The 19,142-nt window shown below is 65.7% G+C and carries 20 protein-coding genes; 6 read left to right on the forward strand and 14 right to left on the reverse strand.

Annotated elements, in window-relative coordinates:
- Positions 1-13: 13 nt before the first annotated feature.
- The 6 genes from pcaD to ACE3TJ_RS03590 are packed head-to-tail and all read right to left on the reverse strand — an operon-like array spanning position 14 to position 4,585.
- A complete protein-coding gene (gene pcaD / locus ACE3TJ_RS03565; protein ID WP_374593912.1) occupies positions 14-796 on the reverse strand; it encodes a 3-oxoadipate enol-lactonase in 783 nt (260 codons plus the stop codon).
- Positions 793-1,434 (reverse strand): 3-oxoacid CoA-transferase subunit B, encoded by a 642-nt coding sequence (locus tag ACE3TJ_RS03570; RefSeq protein ID WP_374593915.1) that lies wholly within the window; start codon positions 1,432-1,434, stop codon positions 793-795. The genes pcaD and ACE3TJ_RS03570 overlap by 4 nt, the downstream gene beginning before the upstream one ends.
- A complete protein-coding gene (locus ACE3TJ_RS03575) occupies positions 1,434-2,147 on the reverse strand; it encodes a CoA transferase subunit A (protein ID WP_374593917.1) in 714 nt (237 codons plus the stop codon). The genes ACE3TJ_RS03570 and ACE3TJ_RS03575 overlap by 1 nt, the downstream gene beginning before the upstream one ends.
- On the reverse strand, positions 2,147-3,076 hold the full coding sequence (gene catA, locus ACE3TJ_RS03580; protein ID WP_374593919.1) for a catechol 1,2-dioxygenase: 930 nt from the start codon (positions 3,074-3,076) through the stop codon (positions 2,147-2,149). The genes ACE3TJ_RS03575 and catA overlap by 1 nt, the downstream gene beginning before the upstream one ends.
- A gap of 34 nt (positions 3,077-3,110) precedes the next feature.
- Entirely contained in the window at positions 3,111-3,401 is a 291-nt protein-coding gene (gene catC, locus ACE3TJ_RS03585; protein WP_374593921.1) for a muconolactone Delta-isomerase, read from the reverse strand.
- Positions 3,401-4,585 carry a muconate/chloromuconate family cycloisomerase gene (locus ACE3TJ_RS03590; protein WP_374593923.1) on the reverse strand — a complete coding sequence of 395 codons (1,185 nt, stop codon included), beginning with the start codon at positions 4,583-4,585 and terminating at the stop codon, positions 3,401-3,403. Before ACE3TJ_RS03590 ends, catC begins: the two co-directional genes overlap by 1 nt.
- 80 nt (positions 4,586-4,665) lie before the next feature.
- Here ACE3TJ_RS03590 and ACE3TJ_RS03595 point away from each other — a divergent pair, with 80 nt between their 5' ends.
- Both ACE3TJ_RS03595 and ACE3TJ_RS03600 read left to right on the forward strand, forming a co-directional pair.
- Positions 4,666-5,574, forward strand: a complete 909-nt coding sequence (locus ACE3TJ_RS03595) for a LysR family transcriptional regulator (RefSeq protein ID WP_374593925.1) — start codon at positions 4,666-4,668, stop codon at positions 5,572-5,574.
- 477 nt (positions 5,575-6,051) lie between these two features.
- On the forward strand, positions 6,052-7,080 hold the full coding sequence (locus tag ACE3TJ_RS03600; RefSeq protein WP_374593927.1) for an AraC family transcriptional regulator: 1,029 nt from the start codon (positions 6,052-6,054) through the stop codon (positions 7,078-7,080).
- A 1-nt stretch (position 7,081) separates the two neighbouring features.
- On the opposite strand, the gene ACE3TJ_RS03605 is transcribed toward ACE3TJ_RS03600, so the two are convergent.
- The 5 genes from ACE3TJ_RS03605 to ACE3TJ_RS03625 are packed head-to-tail and all read right to left on the reverse strand — an operon-like array spanning position 7,082 to position 10,645.
- Positions 7,082-7,414: a non-heme iron oxygenase ferredoxin subunit gene (locus ACE3TJ_RS03605; RefSeq protein WP_374593929.1), complete on the reverse strand. Its 333-nt coding sequence runs from the start codon at positions 7,412-7,414 to the stop codon at positions 7,082-7,084.
- Positions 7,384-7,902 (reverse strand): nuclear transport factor 2 family protein, encoded by a 519-nt coding sequence (locus tag ACE3TJ_RS03610; RefSeq protein ID WP_374593931.1) that lies wholly within the window; start codon positions 7,900-7,902, stop codon positions 7,384-7,386. The genes ACE3TJ_RS03605 and ACE3TJ_RS03610 overlap by 31 nt, the downstream gene beginning before the upstream one ends.
- On the reverse strand, positions 7,869-8,240 hold the full coding sequence (locus ACE3TJ_RS03615) for a hypothetical protein (RefSeq protein ID WP_374593933.1): 372 nt from the start codon (positions 8,238-8,240) through the stop codon (positions 7,869-7,871). Before ACE3TJ_RS03615 ends, ACE3TJ_RS03610 begins: the two co-directional genes overlap by 34 nt.
- A 13-nt stretch (positions 8,241-8,253) precedes the next feature.
- Positions 8,254-9,447 carry an aromatic ring-hydroxylating dioxygenase subunit alpha gene (locus ACE3TJ_RS03620; RefSeq protein ID WP_374593935.1) on the reverse strand — a complete coding sequence of 398 codons (1,194 nt, stop codon included), beginning with the start codon at positions 9,445-9,447 and terminating at the stop codon, positions 8,254-8,256.
- Positions 9,448-9,478: 31 nt separating this feature from the next.
- On the reverse strand, positions 9,479-10,645 hold the full coding sequence (locus ACE3TJ_RS03625; protein WP_374593937.1) for an acetamidase/formamidase family protein: 1,167 nt from the start codon (positions 10,643-10,645) through the stop codon (positions 9,479-9,481).
- 359 nt (positions 10,646-11,004) lie between these two features.
- Here ACE3TJ_RS03625 and ACE3TJ_RS03630 point away from each other — a divergent pair, with 359 nt between their 5' ends.
- From ACE3TJ_RS03630 to ACE3TJ_RS03645, 4 genes are read left to right on the forward strand one after another with little or no spacing between them, the layout of a single operon-like run.
- Complete coding sequence (locus ACE3TJ_RS03630; RefSeq protein ID WP_374593939.1) at positions 11,005-13,389, forward strand: TonB-dependent receptor; 2,385 nt, start codon at positions 11,005-11,007, stop codon at positions 13,387-13,389.
- Positions 13,390-13,448: 59 nt separating this feature from the next.
- Positions 13,449-13,931, forward strand: a complete 483-nt coding sequence (locus ACE3TJ_RS03635; protein ID WP_374593941.1) for a nuclear transport factor 2 family protein — start codon at positions 13,449-13,451, stop codon at positions 13,929-13,931.
- A gap of 28 nt (positions 13,932-13,959) precedes the next feature.
- Positions 13,960-15,204: an aromatic ring-hydroxylating dioxygenase subunit alpha gene (locus tag ACE3TJ_RS03640; RefSeq protein WP_374593943.1), complete on the forward strand. Its 1,245-nt coding sequence runs from the start codon at positions 13,960-13,962 to the stop codon at positions 15,202-15,204.
- An 11-nt stretch (positions 15,205-15,215) separates the two neighbouring features.
- The gene (locus ACE3TJ_RS03645) at positions 15,216-15,569 is read left to right on the forward strand and encodes a hypothetical protein (RefSeq protein ID WP_374593945.1); all 354 of its coding nucleotides are present in this window, start codon (positions 15,216-15,218) and stop codon (positions 15,567-15,569) included.
- Here the strand turns inward: ACE3TJ_RS03645 and ACE3TJ_RS03650 are convergent.
- The 3 genes from ACE3TJ_RS03650 to ACE3TJ_RS03660 are packed head-to-tail and all read right to left on the reverse strand — an operon-like array spanning position 15,542 to position 19,133.
- Positions 15,542-17,905 (reverse strand): xanthine dehydrogenase family protein molybdopterin-binding subunit, encoded by a 2,364-nt coding sequence (locus ACE3TJ_RS03650; protein WP_374593947.1) that lies wholly within the window; start codon positions 17,903-17,905, stop codon positions 15,542-15,544. The genes ACE3TJ_RS03645 and ACE3TJ_RS03650 overlap by 28 nt on opposite strands.
- On the reverse strand, positions 17,902-18,372 hold the full coding sequence (locus tag ACE3TJ_RS03655; RefSeq protein ID WP_374593949.1) for a (2Fe-2S)-binding protein: 471 nt from the start codon (positions 18,370-18,372) through the stop codon (positions 17,902-17,904). The genes ACE3TJ_RS03650 and ACE3TJ_RS03655 overlap by 4 nt, the downstream gene beginning before the upstream one ends.
- Positions 18,369-19,133 carry a xanthine dehydrogenase family protein subunit M gene (locus ACE3TJ_RS03660; RefSeq protein WP_374593951.1) on the reverse strand — a complete coding sequence of 255 codons (765 nt, stop codon included), beginning with the start codon at positions 19,131-19,133 and terminating at the stop codon, positions 18,369-18,371. Before ACE3TJ_RS03660 ends, ACE3TJ_RS03655 begins: the two co-directional genes overlap by 4 nt.
- Positions 19,134-19,142: the final 9 nt, after the last annotated feature.

Consider the following 19,142-nt stretch of genomic DNA (forward strand, 5'->3'; position numbering starts at 1 on the left):
GGAGAACGCCGCCTCAATCCAGAAAGTCGAGAACGGCGGTGGTGAAGGCTTCCGGCTGTTCGACGTTCGAGAGATGCGCGGCATCCAGCATGAGCTGCCGTGCGCCGGGGATCGCCTCCACGATGAGCGTGGTGTCGGCGGGAGGTGTCGCGGGGTCGCGGCTGCCGGTGATGACGAGCGCCGGCGCGGCGATCCGGCCGAGCAGCGGGCGCAGGTCCATGTCGCGGATGGCGGCGCAGCAGCCGGCGTAGCCCGCCGGATCGGTGGCGAGCAGCTGGTCGCGGACGAACGCGGCACCTTCGGGCACGGCGCGGAATTCCGGCGTGAACCAGCGTTCGAGGATAGCGTCGGTGAGTGCCGCCATTCCCTGCTGCCGAACCGTTACGATCCGCGCGTCCCATGCCGAGGGCGGGCCCATGACGGCGGCGGTGTTGGCGAGGACCAGACGATCGACACAATCTGGCGCCCGCGCGCCGAGCCATTGCCCGGTCATGCCGCCAAGTGACAAACCACAGAAATGGACACGGCCGAGCCCGAGTGCATCCAGAAGCTCGACGGCATCGCGGCCGAGACGATCGAGACCGTAGCCGCCCGGCGGCGCATCGGAACGGCCGTGGCCGCGCGTGTCGTAGCGGAGGACGCGGAAGCGGGCTGTGAACGCTGTGAGCTGCGGCCGCCACATCTCCATCGTGGTGCCGAGCGAGTTCGACAGCATGAGGACGGGGGTGCCCTCCGGCCCATCGAGCGCCCACGCGATGCGGCAGCCGTCGCCGAGTGTTGCGATACCAGTCGTCATGCGGCCCTCCGGACGGGTGCGCCTGTGCGTTCGAGGATTTCGGCGGCGGTCACGCCGGGGGCGCATTCCAGCAAAGTGAGCCCGCCGTTCACCTTGTCGCAGGCGAGGACGCCAAGATCGGTGATGATGAGATCGACGACACCGATGCCGGTGAGCGGCAACGTGCATTCCGGCAGGATCTTGGGTTCGCCGCTGCGGCTGCAATGCTCCATCACCACGACGACGCGGCGGACACCCGCGACAAGATCCATCGCGCCGCCCATGCCTTTCAGCATCTTGCCCGGAATCGTCCAGTTGGCGATGTCGCCGCGCGCGCCGACCTGCATCGCGCCGAGGATCGCGAGATCGATGTGGCCGCCCCGGATCATCGCGAAACTCTCCGCCGAGGAGAAGAAGCTCGACGTGGGGAGTTCGGTGATCGTTTCCTTGCCGGCGTTGACGAGATCGGCATCCTCCTCGCCTTCATAGGGATACGGCCCCATGCCGAGCATCCCGTTCTCGCTTTGCAGCGTCACGCTGATGCCGGGCGGAATGAAATTCGCGACGAGCGTCGGGATGCCGATGCCGAGATTGACGTAGTCGCCGTCGGTGAGCTCCTGCGCGGCGCGGGCCGCCAACTGTTCACGGGTCCAGGGCATCAGGCGGCCACCGGACGCGGGCGCGTCGTCAATTTCTCGATGCGCCGCTCGTAACCCCTGCCCTCGACGATCCGGTCCACATAGATGCCAGGCGTGTGCACTTCGTCGGCGGCGATGGAACCCGCCGGGACCAGATGCTCGACCTCAGCGATCGTCACCTTCGCGGCGGTCGCCATGACGGGGTTGAAGTTGCGCGCGGTTTTCCGGAACACGAGATTGCCCTCGGGATCACCCTTCCACGCGCGGACGATGGCGAGGTCCGCGCGCAGCCAGCGTTCCATCACGTAGCGGCGACCTTCGAACATCTCGGTCGGCTTGCCTTCGGCTACGACGGTGCCGACGCCGGTTGCCGTGAAGAACGCGGGAATGCCAGCGCCGCCCGCGCGGATGCGCTCGGCAAGCGTTCCCTGCGGGACGAGTTCCAGTTCCAGCTTCCCATCGAGATAGAGCTGCTCGAACAACTTGTTCTCGCCGATGTACGACGAGATCATCTTCGCGATCTGACCGTTCGCGAGCAGCGTCCACAGGCCGAAGCCGTCAGCGCCGCAATTGTTGGAAACGATCGTCAACCCCTTCACGCCGGAGGCGCGAAGCGCGGCGATCAGGTTTTCCGGATTGCCGGTGAGGCCGAAGCCACCCGACATGATCGTCATGCCATCGAACAGCACACCTTCGAGCGCTTCTGCCGGGCCAGAAAAGACCTTGCCTCTCATCAGGCCGCCTGTGCCGGGGCGCGGTGCCGCGCCATCAATTCGGCTTCCGCGCTTTCCGCCGCGTCGTGCAGCACGAAATCGAAATCGATCTCGCTGAACGGCCCGTTGAGCTGCTCGGCGTGGATCGCTTCCGGATCATCGCGCCGGACGACTTCGGGAATGAGATCGTTGTGCGTGGCGAAGGCGAAATCATCGTAGAGATAGGGATCACCCTTGATGTTGATCTGCGTCGTCAGATGGCGATAGCCGGGAGCCGACACGAAAAAATGGATGTGCGCGGGCCGGTTGCCGTGGCGCCCGATCGCCTGGAGCAACTGATCGGTGCTGCCCTGCGGCGGCACGCTGTAGCCGGAGGGGATGACGCTGCGGAACACGTAGCGGCCGTCGGCATCCGTCTCGATACGGCGGCGGTTGTTGTAGGGCGCCTGCGAGGGATCGAAGGTCGAATAGGCGCCCTTCGTGTTGGCGTGCCACACGTCCACGATCGCGCCTGCAACCGGCTTGCCGCGCGCATTGCGCACCTGCCCGCGCATGATCAGCACCTCGCCCGAGTCGCTGCCGTCATCAAGACGCGCGCGGCCCTTTTCGATCGGTGCGCCGGGCACATAGAGCGGCCCTTCAATCGTGCGCGGCGTGCCGCCGGAAATACCCGCTGCACGATCGGCAATGTCCATGCGCACGTCGAGGAAATGATCGAAACCGAGACCGGGCGCGATCAGGCCGAATTCGGGTGCGGCCTGCTGCATGAAATGCAACGCGTGCCAGAACTCCTCGGCGCTCACATCGAAATCATCGATCGTGGTGAAAAGATCGGAGACGATCCGGCGTACGATCGCCTTGGTGCGGGCGTCACCGCCCGTGTCGCCGAGCCCGGCAATGCGATCGAGATAAGCTTGTATTTCGGCGCTCTGGACCAGTTCGGAACCCATGTCGTCTCTCCCCTTGGTATCTGATTTCGAAAACTCAGCGATCGTCCGCGTGGATGGAGGACGGGTGCCGGCAGAGCGGCGTCACCCGGATTTCCATGAACGGGAACAGCGGCAGCCCCACGAGAAGCTCGTGAAGCTCCGCATTGCTTTCCACATCGAAAATGCTGGTGTTCGCGTACTGCCCGGCGTGGCGCCAAAGATGCCGCCACTTGCCGCTTTTCTGCAACGCCTCGGCGCGGGCCTTTTCCTCTGCCTTCAGCGCATCGAAACGCGCTGGATCGACCGTGTCAGGCACGCGCACGTGCATTTCCACCTGGAAGAGCATCAGGCCTTCTCCGCTGCTACGATGCTGAGGGTTGGACGCGGCTGTGCGTCCCGACGAAAGAATGCGATCTTTTCGAGATCGAGCGCGATGCCGAGGCCGGGAGCGCGCGGCACGGCGAGCTCGAAATCGGCATAGAGCGGCGGCGTTTCCAGAATCTCCTCGGTAAGGAGCAGCGGCCCGAACAGCTCGGTTCCCCACGGCAGCGCGGCGAACGTCGCGCAGAGGTGCGCGGCGGCGATGGTGCCGACGCCGCCTTCGAGCATGGTGCCGCCGTAGACCGCGATGTCGGCCGCCTCGGCGATGGCAGCGACCTTCGCGGCGGCATGAAGCCCGCCTGCCTGCGGCGCCTTCACCGAGAACACGTCCGCAGCGTGGCGGCGGGCGAAATCGAGCGCGTCGGCGGGGCCCTGCAACGCCTCGTCCGCCATGATCGGGATTTCCGAGCGTGCGGTCAGCCGCTGCATCCCGGCGCGGTTGGCCCGCGGCAGCGGTTGCTCGACGAGATCAACGCCCGCCTCCGCGAGCATCGCGATGCCCCGGCGCGCGGTCTGCTCGTCCCAAGCCTGATTGATATCCACGCGGACGCTGGCGCGATCGCCGAGCGCCTGCTTGATCGCGCGGACGTGCGCGACGTCCGCCTCGACGTCGCGCTTGCCGATCTTCAGCTTGAAGATCCGGTGCCGACGCGTTTCGAGCATCGTCTCGGCCTCTTCGATATCGGTTTCGGTGACGCCGCTTGCCAGCGTCCACAGCACCGGAAGCGTATCGCGGACACGCCCGCCGAGGAGCTCGCTGAGCGGAAGGCCCGCACGCTGCGCGGCAGCATCGAGCAGCGCGGTTTCCACTGCGTTCTTTGCAAAATGATTGCCGACGACATGCTTGCGCACCAGCGCCATCGCCGCGGCCGGAGAATCCGCCGCAGCGCCTACGAGCAGCGGGGCGAAATAGGTATCGATGGCGAGCTTGATGCCTTCCGGGCTCTCGTCACCATAGCTGAGGCCGCCGATCGTGGTGCCCTCGCCGAGCCCGACGACACCATCCGAACATTGCACACGAACGATCACCATCGCCTGGCTTCGAATCGCCGTCATCGACAGGACGTGCGGGCGGATTGTTGGCACGTCGACAATCCAGGTATCGATCTTTTCGATCGTCAGCAAGGCAATGACCCTTCCATATTGCATGACTTCCGCCATTTGGTAGGTATTGCACCGTGCGGCGTAAACGACCGTCTCGGTAAGCCGCGAGACCTGAAAGGTATCGAATGGAGCTGAGACACTTGCGCTACTTCGTTGCGGTCGCCAACGAACGGAACTTCACGCGCGCCGCCGAACGGCTGAACATCGCGCAGCCGCCGCTCAGCCGGCAGGTCCGCCAGCTCGAGGAAGAACTCGGCGTCGACCTGTTCGATCGCGAGGCACGGCCGATCCGCCTGACCGAGGCCGGGCGCCTGCTCTATGAACAGGCCGTGCAGGTGCTTGCAGGGGTCGATCGGATCCGCGAGGTGTTGCGGGATCAGGCGGGCAAGGGCCGCAAGCGTTTCGTGATCGGCTTCGTCGGCTCGACGCTCTACGGCCTGCTGCCGGAGGTGATCCGGCGTTTCCGTGAATGCGCGGCGCGCAGCGACGTTTCCGTGATCGAGCTTTCGACCATCGAACAGATCGCCGCACTGAAGGACGGACGCATCGACGCCGGCTTTGGACGCCTGCGCTTCGAGGATGCCGCGATCCGCCGCATCGTGCTTGCCGAGGAACCGCTGGTGGCGGTGATGCCGATCGATCATCCGCTTGCGGGCGGCGGGCCTGTTCACCTCGAGGCGCTGCTCGGCGAGCCGCTGATCGTCTATCCGCGCCCGGCACGACCAAGCTACGCCGACCAGGTGCTCGGCATCTTCCACGATCTCGGGCTGCAGCCGCGCATCGTCCGCGAGGTGCGCGAGGTGCAGACGGCGATCGGGCTTGTCGCCGCGCATGTCGGGTTCAGCATCGTGCCCGCATCGGTGCAGCGCATGAAACGCGATGACGTCGCCTACGTGCCGATCGTCGACAGCCCCGCGCACTCGCCGATCATGATGATCCACCGCGCCGGAGACGTCTCTGCGGAGCTTGCGCAGCTCGTGGCGATCAGCGAGGCGCTCTATGCAGGGCACGGCAAGGCCAGCACCGACCGATAACGGCCCCTCGATCATCGCGACTGAGACGCCAGAAGCAGCATCGTGTCCAGAACGCGTCTCCCCTTGTTTTCTGATGCCGTCCACCGTGCGGGAGAAGCCGCACGCCCACTATCCCCGCCCCGCAGCGGGTGGACGCTGAGTGCGGATTTCGCAGGGGGCATCTGAACCCGCACGGGTGCGGTCATCAGACACCTGCACACGATGATACCCTACAGGTCTGACGATCGGGCGAATGGGTATTGGACAGGGAACCGCACGGGACGCAGCTTCTGCAAAGGATATCGAGCCGGTAACGAACAACTGCCGGGCCTGCCGGACGCCCGCGCTTCGATACCTGAGACGGAGGAGTGCAGGGCCAGTGCAAGCGCGGATCATGCCAGCGGTAGGCGCATCGAATCGTCGCTTGATCGCAGGGGCAATGTGCGAAATGCTGCCAGGCGGGAGAGGCCGGAAAACCGGCCAAGCGGAGGTGGGAGCATGTTGATCACGGATGTGGAGACGGCCCGCCGCTGGGCGGGCGACGGGCTGCCGCTTGCAGAGCGGGCAAGGCTGGTGACGAACGACATCGACGAGGTGCATCAGCACATGAGCGCGATGTTCTGCCCGCACGACCTCAGGATCGAGGGCGGCGTACCGCCGCTCGCGTTTCGGCATCATCAGGCGGCGCTGCGGTCGCTGACCTTCAACGCGACCGACTACGGCAATCCCTATGGCCGCGTCGTCGTCAACATCCCGCCGATGGATGCGCTCTATCTCGTCCAGTTCTCGCTGCTGGGCGTCGCGCAGATCGTGCAGGACAAGAACACGTTCGAACTGCATCCCGGCGAAATGTGCGTGATCAGCCCGGATGCGAAGGTGCGTCAGGTCTTCGGCGAGGGCTACAAGCACTTCACGGTGAAAATCCCGAAAAGCGGCCTCGAAGCGGTGCTGGCGCAGGAGCTGGGCTTTCGGCCGGGCGACCTGCGTTTTTCACCGCGGCCCGTGCGGCTGCAGGGTGCGGCGGCGGCGTTCGCACAGCTCGTGCGCACGGTTTGCGACGGTCTCGATACCGGCGCCACCGGCTATACGCACGCGCGCGCCTGCGGCTCCGTGGAGGAAACGCTGGAGCGGCTGCTGCTCGCCGCGGTGCCGCACAATCATTCCGATCTGTTCGACGCGCCGCCTTCGGGACCGGCGCCCTATTATGTGCGCCGCGTGGAGGAATTCGTGCGCGAACACGCGCGCGATCCGATCACGCTGGGCGAGATGATCGACGTTTCGGGCGTGAGTGCGCGGTCTCTGCACGCGGGGTTCCGGCGTTTCCGCGACACGACGCCGATGGCGTATCTCAAGAACCACCGGCTCGACCTTGCGCAACGGCAACTGAAGGCCGGTGCCGATCTCGGGCTTTCCGTCACCGACGTCGCGCTCGCGTGCGGCTTTACACACCTGTCGAAGTTCGCGCGCGATTATCACGACCGCTTCGGTGAGCGCCCCTCCTGCACGCTGAAACGCCTGAGCAGCTGAACTAGGGGGCGAGTAAAACCTCGCCGTCCGCGACCGTCACCGCATAGGTTCTGAGCGCGACCGAACAGGGTGCGCCCGTGGGTTCGCCCGTGCGAATATCGAAGCTGCCGAGATGGAACGGGCAGAGGATGTTGCAGCCCTCGATCTCCCCTTCCGCGAGCGATGCGTCGCCGTGGGTGCAGAGATCGTCCGTGGCGTAGAACGCGCCTTCCAGATGATAGACCGCGAGCGCGCGGCCGTCTTCGAGATCGACGCGCAGTATCTCGCCCTCGGCGATGTCGCCGACGGCGCAGAGACGCACGCTCATCGTGTCACCGGCTGCTTCAGATACCACGGCGGGTTCGCTTCGCCCTGGAGCCGTATCTCCAGACACACATTCCTGAATTTCCATCCGTCCTCAGTCCACTCCGCTTCGCTGTCGTACCATCCGCCGAGCCATTCATCCCGCTGACCCGCGTCCCCGGCCATGGTGCACAGTTCCCAAAGATACCAATGGCATCGCGCCGATCTTCCGTCGGGCGCGAGCACGATGCGCGGCGACACCATGAAATGGATCGACCACAGCACGCGCGATGCCGCGATTTCGGCAAGCCCCTTCGTGATCGCCTCGCGGCCCTCGAGCGCCGCGAAGCCTGCCGCCGACCATATCGCGTCCGGCGTGAAGAGCGTGCGCATGATCGCGGGATCATTGCCGCGATCCGCGCCGTGCGCGTAGCGCGCGACGAGGTCGCCGATCTCGGCGCGCGCTTCGAGCCGCACCAGACGCTCCTCGGCCGAAAACGCCATGCTCAGATGGTCGCCATCGGGTGCAGGCCTTGCCATGTCGGCTGCGTGCCGTGCACGGCGATGAAGCGGCCTTCCTCGAACGCGTAAGGCACGCCGGGCGAGCCGCCGTAAAGCTCGACATGCGGCGCGACCTCGGCGAGCGCGAGCGCCATGTCGTAGATCGCGTGATGGCTCTCCGGCAGGTTGCCAAGCGGATAGGTATCGACCTCGGCAAGGATCGCTTCCAGCCTTGGGAGCAGCGCGTCGTAGAACGCCTTCAGCTGTTCGCGGCTGGCATGGCGACGTTTGGTCTGGCGCTCGTCTGCGGTGGGCAAGGCCCAGTCGAGGAACGGCGCGAGATCGGCGAAAGCGGGCGGCAGCGTGAGTTCGGTCATGATCGTGCTCCGCTCAGGCGTTGACATACTGGTCGACGATGACCGCGCCGTGGCGGATGAGGATCTCGTCGTCCTGAAGATGCTGCAGCGTCTTCGCGCGCGACTGCATGGCGCGCTGCGTGTCCTCCATCGTCGCGGTGTCTTCGAGCCAGGCGTTGCGCTGCAGCGTCATTGCGTGCTCGATCGCCCAGCGTTCCGCGTTGGTGGTCGGCGCCTTCACGTAATAGCGGCCCTCCCACAGCGTGCGGTTGTGCGCGATCGGCCAGAACTGGTGCGTGAACCAGATGCCTTCGGACACGTGCAGCAGCGTGTTCGGGAAGATCACGCTCAGCTCGAACGCGAAATCGCTGCGTTGATCGGGGTTGATCGTCTTGGGCAGCATCGACTCGCCGCGCTGCGAAACGAGACTGGCGCCCGCGATGCGATTGGCGACGCCCGCGACCGGCGTCGGCTTCGCATCGAGCGTGAGGCACACCGCGCAGGTGCGGTGTGGCCCCATCAGCTTCACGTTCTGGAGGCCGGTCGAGAACACGTTCGGGAATGATCCGGCGTGGATCGTATCGACGTGATACGCCTCCGCGAACGCATCGTGCGCAACCTTCCAGTTGCATTCGAGCTCGGTACGATAGGTGAAGCCATAGTCGAGGCTGTCGAACGGATAGCCGGCGAAATGCCCGGCATAGTCGCCGAGGAATTCTTCGAGCGTCGTCTCGGGCGTCTCGGCGACATTGATGAACATGAAGCCTTCCCACAGCGACAGGTGGATCGGCGCGAGCCCGTTGTGGCTCTTGTCGAAGCAGGAATAGAAGCGCTGTTCGCTCGGCACGCTCCTCAGCGCACCGTCGGCGCCGTAAACCCAGCCGTGGAAACGGCAGGTGATCACAGCCGCCCGGCTCTTGCCGTACGTCTCTTGCCCGTGTTCGGTGACGACGGTGTTGCCGCGGTGCGCGCAGACGTTGTGGAACGCCCTCACCTCCCCGTCCTTGCCGCGCATGAGGATGACGGAGGTGCCCGCAGCCTCGATGCGCTTGACCTTGTAATCGCCGGCCTTCGGCAGCTCGTTCGCGCGGCCGACGCAGAGCCAGACCTTGCGGAAGATCTTCTCGCGCTCCTTTTCGTACCAGTCGGGCGAAATGTAGGGCTCGGTCGAGATCGGGTTCGATCCCAGCTCCGGGTATTTTTCGAGCCAGCGATGTTCAACGCTCATGGGTTCGGTTCCTTCGAGTTTGGCCGGCGCTTCAGTCGACGAAGATGTCGAGCGGCAGCACGGCCGAGACGATGATGTTGGGAACATCGACGAGCTGGCCGATGCGCAGGTCGACTGCCGCGGCGGCGACCGCATAGGCCTGCTCGCGCGTCAGCCCCTTGTTCTCCACCATCCAGTCGATGATCCGGATGAGCGCATCGCGCGCGGCAAGCGTCAGGTCTTCGGAAAGGTTGGTGAGCGCGGCGACCTTGGGGCTATCGAGATAGGCGAGGTGCGGCGGCACTTCGCCCTTCTTCTTCACCGGCATACCGACCACCGCATGGAAACGGCCCGGCTCGGTATTGCGGAGCTGGCTGCCCCCGGTGACGTGCGGGAACACGATGTTCTTGCCACCGCCCTTGATGATCTCGCACTTCAGCGTGACGCGTGCTGCCATCTCGACGGCGGTGCCGCAGACCTCGCCGTCGCCCTGCGCGAAATGGATGTCGCCGGTCCACAGGCCGGCGCCGTCGACAAGAACGGGGAACAGGATGGTGGTGCCGACCTGCATGGCCTTGATATCCATATTGCCGCCGTTTTCGCGCGGCGCGACGGTGCGCAGACCTTCGGCGGCATAGGGCGCACCCTCCCCGAACAGATTCGCGGGAAGCGCGCGGCCGGGATCGGGCATCAGCACGAAGCCGCCCGCCGCCGCGAGCGCGCCTTCGCGTTCGAGCGCGGCGGCGACCTCGGGCTTGCCGGGGAGCACGCCGATGGAGCCCGGAAACGCGCACATCGGAATGCGCACGCCCGGTATCTGCTCGGAGACCGCGCAGAGCCGGTCGAGCTTCCAGTTGGCGATGAACGGCCCGGGGATGATGTCGCGAAGGAAGCCGAAGCCCGGCACGATCACCGTGTAGCCATAAGCGGACGGGGCGATATCGACGATGGTGACGGCGAGCGCATCGCCGCGCTCGGCGCCTTCGATATAGACAGGGCCGGTCATCGGGTGGACGCGGTTCAGATCGCAGGCGGCGACTTCAGCAGGCGTCGTGGAAAAATTGAACTGATCGTCGAACGCATCGCGCGTCTCGTAGACGATATAGTCGCCCGGCCGCGCCTTCGCGACCGGCTCGATCGCCCAGTGCAGGCGGTTGAAGCAGTTGGGATCGCCCTTCGCGGTTTCCCCGATGCGCAGCACTTCGACAGTGTTGGTCATGAGTCTTTCCTGGCTTGCCGCCAGCCGAAGCCGGCCCGTTTCGTGGAGAGATCATGTCGGCTGGGTGCCGCCGGCGGCTATCCCGCTGCCGAGCCTGTTAGCCGGTTACCGCACTAAAGCAGCGCAAGGCGCCCTTGCCGGATCGCAGAAACGCTGACGTACGCGCTGCACTCGATCGCACTGCGGTGCTGCTGATCGCACCCTTGGGCTAGCGGAAATCGCAGCGTTGTTGTTGCCTTGGGAGTAACAATGGACGGCGCGTGGATCGTTTCCGGTGGGATGGAAGCGGCGGGCGCCCCGGGGTGAGAACAACAACGGCGCCGCCGGACAGCGGGGCACCAACAGGAGGGGAAAGACACATGAACGGAGCGACCGGAACAAAGATGCGGGGGGCTTACGGGTTGCTGGTGGGCGCATCGCTGCTCAGCATCGCGGGCACCGGCCCGGCACTGGCACAGGATGCCGCACCTGCGCAGGCGGAAGCCGACACCGGCGGCCTTGAAATGATCACCGTGACGGCACGCCGCCGCGCGGAATCGCTACAGGACACGCCGATCGCCATCTCCGCCGTCACCAGCGAGGGCCTTGCGCAGCGCGGCATCGAAACTGTGACGCAGATCGGCGACTTCACGCCGAACGTGAAATTCAACAGCTCGGTTCCGGTCTCTGCGAGCAACGCAACCGCGGCCATCTTCATCCGCGGCATCGGTCAGAACGATTATCAGCTTTCCGCCGACCCCGGCGTCGGCCTCTATCTCGATGGTGTCTACATCTCGCGCGGCGTCGGCAACGTACTCGACGTGATGAACGTTGAGCGTATCGAAGTGCTGCGCGGCCCGCAGGGCACATTGTTCGGCCGCAACACGATCGGCGGTGCGGTGAGCGTGGTGACGCAGAAGCCCACGGACACGCTCGGCGGCAACTTCGAGGTATCGACGGGGAGCCACAACCGCGTTCAGCTGAAGGGCATTCTCAACCTGCCGCTCGCCGAGGGCATCTACAGCAACGTTGCGGGCTTCTATCACAAGCGCGACGGCTATGTGAAAGGCGTGGTCGACGGCGCACCCGACCTTGGCGACACCGACAACCTTGCCGGCCGCTTCGCGCTGAGGCTTGAACCGTCCAGCAACGTGACGATCGACCTTGCCGTCGACGGATCGCGCACGCGGGAGAACTCCGCACCGAACGTGATGCTGAGGGTCGATGAGAACGCGCCCGCCGCGCAGGCCTGGAACGCGGGCTATTCGGGCGCGGGCGCCATCTGCGCCGATCCGCTGAACCCGGCGCGCCTCACCGATCAGCGCTGCTACAACAGCCAGTGGGCGCTGGCGCCCTATCGCCACGGCGGCACGTTCAGCGCGATTTCGGACGTGTTCGCGAACGGCAATCCGAAGCCCTACCAGTCCGGCTCCGATGTCGACATCTGGGGTATTTCCGGCACCATCGAATGGAAAATCACGGACGACCTGACGCTGAAATCGATCACCGCGTACCGCAAGGTAACGGGCTTCTGGACACGCGATTCCGACCATAGCCCGGCATCGATCGTGCAGACCAACAGCGACTGGACACAGGACCAGTTTTCGGAGGAATTGCAGCTTCTCGGCGAGACCGGCGACGGCCGCCTGAACTGGGTTATCGGCGGCTATTATTCGAGCGAAAGCGGCAACCACAAGGATCTCGTCAACCTCATCGATGCGGTGTTCCTGAGCGGTGCCGTACTCGACGGCGAAAGCCTCGCCGCCTTTGGCCAGGCGACCTACGAGATCGTCGATAACCTGAACCTCACCGCGGGCATCCGCTGGACCGAGGACAAGAAGACCTTCGGCAACGCCAACCAGTATGTCGTTGAGGCCGGCTTCCTGACCGGACTGCCGTTCAACCCCGACGGCTCGGGCCTGCAGAACGGCGACCCGCTGATGGGGCCGCTCGGCCAGACGGCGACGATCACCGACCGCGCGTGGACGCCGATGGTGAGCCTTGCCTATCGCTGGAGCCCCGAGCTGCTGACCTACGTCTCCTATTCGGAAGGCTTCAAGGGCGGCGGCTTCACGCAGCGCGTGTTCCCGCCGTTCGCCTTCATCCCTTCGTTCAAGCCGGAAACGAGCACGACCTACGAATTCGGCTTCAAGTCCGACCTCGCGGGCCGGACGCTCAGGCTGAACGGCGCGGCGTTCCTCAACGACTACGACGATCTGCAGGTCACGGTGAACGACCCGACGCTGGGTTTCGCGCCGATCATCCAGAATGCCGCGAAGGCGCGCATCAAGGGCATCGAGCTTGAGCTTGAAGCGCGGCCCGTGGATGCGCTCCGCATCGAGGCCGGCATCGGCTATCTCGACGCGAAATATCGCCGGGTCGACATCCGCGCGCTGAACGCCGGCGTCACCACCGACACCAAGCTGCAGAATGCACCGAAGTGGACGCTGAGCGCGGGTATCTCCTACCTGATCGAGGCGCCCGGCCTCGGCAGCTTCCAGCCGCGCGTCGACTGGTCGTACCGTTCGCGGGTTTACAACGATGCCGTCAATAACCCGCTGCTGGTGCAGGACGGCTATCACCTCGTGAACGCCTCGATCGCCTTCAACGACGAGAGCGAGCGCTGGGGCCTGTCGCTCGGCGTCAAGAACCTCACCAAGGAAGTCTATCTCGGATCGGGCTACGCGGACGCGTTCGGCGGCATCACCGAAGGCGTCTATGGCCGCCCGCGCGAGTGGTATCTGAGCGCACGTTACAAGTTCTGATCTTCCCCCGGCGGGCCTCCCCCTCCCGGAGGCCCGCCCCCTTACGCGGGAGTCCTGCGATGCCGAACCCGACGCTTGAAGAGCGCGTACGCAGGCTGGAAGCACTGCGCGCCATCGATGCCCTGATCGGTGATCTTGCGCGCGCCTTCGATGCCGGCCCATCCGCGGAGGCATTGCTGCCGCTGTTCACGGATGATGCGCTGTTCCGCATCGACCGCTACGGCGACCTCGTGGGTGCCGCCGCGATCGCGGGGGGTGTTGCCGGAAATGCCGAGCAGGGCTTCCGCTGGACGCTGCACTACCTCGTCTCTCCCAAGGTAACGCTCGATGACGACGACGCGGCCGCCGAAGTCGATTTCATGCTCTGGGAGGTTGCGACCGCCGCCAGCGGCCGCGCTTACTGGATCGGCGGACGCTATCTCGCACGCGCCGTTTCCGTGGATGCGGGATGGCAGTTCGCACGCCTCGAACTGCAGGCCGATCTGATTTCACACTACCCGGCCGGATGGTCGCCGAAGCCCGACGCGCTCGGTGACGCCTGACCGGCCTGTCTCACGAAGGAGAAATGACATGAGCGTGACCACCCTGCCCGGCGCGAAAAGCGCGGAACAGCTGCGGCACCTCAATCGCTCGGTTGCGGCCATCCGCGATGAACTCGGCGTCGACCCCGTTTCCGTGGACGCGATCCGCGATCCCACCGTCTACGAGATCGAGCGCGAGAAGATTTTCCGCAAGACGTGGCTCAAGGTCGCCACGAGCTGGGAATTGCCCGCAAACGGCGACTACAAAGTGAAGGAGCTTCCCGTCGCCGATGCCTCCGTGCTCATCGTGCGCGGCAAGGACGGCAAGATCCGCGCCTTCCACAACGTCTGCACACACCGCGGCAACAAGGTGGTGCCGACCTCAGATTTCGAAACCTTTGGACGCGCCCGCGCAGGCGTCGTCAGTTGCCGCTTCCACGGCTGGGTATTCGGCACCGACGGGCCGCTGCGCTCAGTTCCGCTCGAGGAGCATTTCGGCACGCTCGACAAGGCGTGCCTCGGCCTCCGCGAAATCGCCTGTGACACGTGGGAAGGCTTCGTCTTCATCAACTTCGCGCCAGAACAGACGCTGCGCGAATATCTCGGCGATTTCGCCGATCTCTTCGGCGGCTATCCCTATGCGGAATCGACGACCGCCTTCCGCTATTCGACCGTGCTTGAATGCAACTGGAAGGTCGCGCTCTACGCCTTCTCCGAAGGCTATCACGTGCCGACGATCCATGCCGGGTCTCTGCCCGGTTTCCGGGGTATCGAACACAGCGATTTCAAGCTGATCGGGCCGCACGCTTCCTCAGCAATCTACGGCGCCGGGATGGACGCCGCCGCCTCGACCGCCGCGTTTGCGGGCGTGCTTCATGGCGGGGAGCCCCACCGTCCGCGCCCGGACCTGCTGCCGCCCGGCATCAACCCCACGCGGCGCGCGGACTTCCAGTTCGAGCTGCCCAACATCTTCCCCAATTTCCTCATCCATCTGGCATCGGGCTGCGGCTATCCGGGCATGTCGTTCTTCACGCACCAGTTCTGGCCGCTCGATCACGGCCGTACGCTGTGGGAAGGTATCAACTATTTCCGGCCCGCACAGAACGCCGCGGAGCGCATCGCACAGTTCCATGTCAACGCGCTGCACCGCAACGCCTGGCTCGAAGACACCGCGACGATGGAAGACACGTTCATCGGCATCCGCTCCGGCGTCATCGACACGATGCAGCTGATGGATCAGGAATTCCTGATCCGCCACGCCGCGCGCACGCTCGATCAGTATCTGGCCGCCTGAGGAGACCACGCATGACCACCCTTCCCACGGGCTTTGAAGACCTCGCCGCGCTTGCCGCACAGTGGGCACGACCGACAGAACGCGCGCGCAGCGAAATCCGCTGGATCGCTTCAGCAAAGGATTTCGCGGCTTTTTACGACGCGTTCATGCCGCGCCTGCCGCAGGTGCTCGATTACCTAGCCGGAGGCGAACTCGGCGCGATGGACGAAGCCGCGCAAAACCTGTTCGCACTCGCCGCCGCCTTCGCCGAAGCCTCCCCCCACCACGAGCTCTACGGCGGCAGCGCCGAGGTCCCCCACAGCTTCGCCGCACGCCGCTTCGTCCCCGGCCACGGCGATCAGCCGAGCGATGGCGCTTGGCGCTGAACCGTTGAGAGGGGTGCTTTCGTTTCCGAGGGCAGTGTTGCCAAAACGCGCTCGCCGGTGAGTGGCAGGGCCACGAGCGGCAATGCCGTCCCAAGTGCATTCTGCACCGCATTGGTGATCGCGGCGGGCACACCAATCGTGCCGCTTTCGCCGACACCCTTGGCGCCGATCGGCGAGAACGGGGTCGGCGTTTCGAAATGCACGAGTTCGACGTGCGGCACGTCCGATGCGAGCGGCAGCAGATAGTCCTGCAGCGACAGCGTGAGCGGCCGCGCGTCAGCATCGTAGCGCACCTCTTCGAAGAGGGTCGCACCGAGCGCCTGCGCAAGCCCGCCGATTACCTGCCCCTCCACGATCGCAGGATTGATCTGCACGCCGCAATCATGCCCGAAGACGATGCGCTCCACGGTGACCTTGCCCGTATCGAGATCGACGGCGACCTCCGCGACGACGCAGCCATAGGCGATGGCGAGTGCGGGCGGATCGTAAGCCGCTCTGTCCTCGAGCCCGGGCTCCATACCTTCGGGCGTTGAGAACGCCTTGTACGCCGCCATCGCGACCTCGGCGATGCCGATGCGGCGCGTCGGCACGTCGATCACCTCGACTCCGCCCTGGACGAAACGGACGCTTTCCAGCGGCGCTTCCAGCAGATGCGCACCCCAGCGCAGGATACGCTCCCGCAGTCGCCGCGCGGCAAGCGCCGTCGAGCCGCCTGCTACACCAGCGCCGCGGCTGCCGCCGCTCGCATAGGCGGTGTAGGCGGACGAAACCGTGTCGCCGTGGACGATGGAGATATCTTCGACCGGAAGTCCGAGTTCGTCGGCGGCGACCTGCATCAGCGCGGTTTCGACGCCCTGCCCCATCGGAGTCTGGCCGACGAAGACGCGCACGTGGCCGCTCGGCTCCACGCGGATCGACGTGATATCGAAGCCGCCGCTGTCGACACCGATCAGCTTGCAGAGCGGCGATGGGCCGAAGTTCGTGGTTTCGGCGTAGCAGGCAATGCCGACGCCGGTGCGGAGCCGCGACGAGGGTTGCACAGGTCGCGCATCGTCGTAGCCGAACCTTTCGAGCGTCGCATCGAGGAGATCGGCGTAGCGACCGCTGTCGAGCACGATACCGGTCGGTGTGGGGTACGGCATTTCTGAGGACGCCACGAGGTTGCGGCGGCGAAGGTCCGCCGGATCGAGGCCGAGGCGCGGCGCGGCGATGTCGAGCGCGCGTTCGAGCGCGAAGTTCGCTTCCGGCTGTCCGAAGCCGCGGTAGGCGCCGGTCGGTGTCTTGTTGGTGACGACGGCGAGGGCTTCGATGTCGATCGTGTCGATCCGGTATGGCCCGGTCATCACCGCTCCGGTGATCCAGGCGGTGCCCATCGAGGTCGCATAGGGGTCGGCGCCCTTGTCGAGGACGATGGTGGAGCGGAGGCCGCGGATGCGGCCGTCGGTGTCGAAGGCGACGGCGAGGTCGACGCGTTCGTCGCGGCCGTGGGCGGAGGCGACGAAGGCTTCGGCGCGGGTTTCGATCCAGCGAAGCGGACGACCGATACGGTGCGTGAGGAAGGCGAGGATGACTTCCTCGCCGTAGATGCAGGCCTTCATGCCGAACGATCCACCTACGTCCGGCGCGATGACGCGGATGCGGTGTTCGGGAAGGCCGAGACATTCGGAGATGCCAGCGCGCACCTGGTGGATGGACTGGGTGGAGAGCCACACCGTGATGCTCTCGCCGTCGAGATCCGGCGCGACGACAACACCGCGCGGTTCGAGCGAACAGGGATGGACGCGCTGGGTCGTGAAGCGGTCGCTGACGACGAGTGCGGCGCCGTCGAAGGCGGCGGCGATGTCGCCTGCCTGCCAGCGTGGACGGGCGACGATGTTATCGGACCAGTGATCGTAGAGGCGCGGCACATCGCTGCGGAGCGCCGCATCCATGTCTGCGATGACCGGGAGCGCGCGGTACTGAGGAACGATCGCGTGGACTGCCGCTTCGGCCGTGCGGCGATCGACGGCGACAACGGCCGCGAAAGGCTGGCCCACGTAGCGCAGCCGATCCGTTGCCAGCGCCTTCAGGCCCGAATGATTCTGGCCGGGCAGATTCCACAGCGACGGCTGCGGCGCGAAGCTCGCAATGTCATCGCCTGTGATGACGGCGAGAACGCCGGGCATGGCGCGTGCGGCTTCCGTGTCGACACCGAGGAGTTCGGCGTGCGCGACAGGACTGCGCGCGAAGGCGACCGTTGCCATGCCCGGCAGATCGATGTCGCCAACGTAGCGGCCACGGCCCGCGGCGAAGCGATCGAGCGCCGCGCGGCGCACCGATTGGCCGATCACGCTCATTCCGGCACCGCGGCTCGAACGGCTGCGACAATGGCCTGATACCCTGTGCAGCGGCACACGACGGCATTCAGGCGCGAGCGGATCGCCGCCTCGTTGCGGTGATCGGCGACCGTGGCGTCCGCGAGGAATTCGCGCGCCACCGCCATCATGCCCGCCGTGCAGAAACCGCACTGCGCCGCGAAATTCTCCGCGAACGCCTTGCGGAGCCGATCACCTGCCGGATCATCGAACCCTTCGACGGTGGCGATGTCGGCTCCATCCATCTGCGCTGCGAGCGTGAGACAGGAACGCAGCGTCTCGCCGTCCGCCAGCACCGTGCAGCTTCCACAAACGCCCTCCTCGCAGCCGATGTGGGTGCCCTTGAGACCCTGATCGCCGCGCAGGAAATCTGCGAGCGTCAGGTCCGGCGCGACATGCGCCGTGACTGCCGCGCCGTTGATATGGAGGCTGACGGAAACACCTGTCATGCCCGTTCCCGCGCACGAAGGGCGAGCGCATGAACAACGCGCCGCCGATAGTCGGGGCTGCTCGCGTCGGCGAGGACAGGGAATTGTACGAGCAGATCGTCGAGCCATGGGCCGGGATCGCCTGCGATCGGCCCGCTGCGGACAGGACGATCGACGAGGCCGGAAACCGTGTAGCGCATGGCGTCCCCCACCCGTTCGCAGGCGGCTGCAACCACCGCGCGGCCAGTCGAGTTGCGCACCAGCAATTCCTCGAAGGCAAATTTCCGTCCGGTTTCGAATGCCGCAGCCACGATGACCTCGCCGGGTTCGAGTGCGGTTCGGGAGGGGCCTGTTATGAAGCTTTCCATCGCAATCTCGCGCCTGTCCGTCACCACGGTTCCGCCGAGCGCAAGCAGGACGAGCGGCAACTCGCCGCGCGGGTCGGCCCACGCGAGACAGCCACCGACCGTGGCGCGGTTGCGGATGGTGACGTTGCCGACGAAGCCGATCGCTTCTGCAAAACCGCCGGCCGTGGCGGGATGCCGTGCGAGCGCCGCGAGCGTGACGCCCGCGCCGACCCGCACGTGATCGCCCTCAATCTCGATCGTCTTCAGCGCCGCGATGCGGCCGATGTCGACGAACAACGGCGACGCCTTGCCGCGCAGGCTCGGCAGCAGGCTTTGCCCCCCGGCAAGGATCGCCGCGCCGGGATTGGCATCGAGGAGCGCACGCAGCGCCCCCAGATCGTCCGGTGCCGCATAGCCGCCGCTCTCCCCCGCCACGCCCGGCCG

The sequence above is a fragment of the Sphingosinicella sp. genome (genome assembly GCF_041916975.1).
Classification (GTDB): domain Bacteria; phylum Pseudomonadota; class Alphaproteobacteria; order Sphingomonadales; family Sphingomonadaceae; genus Sphingosinicella.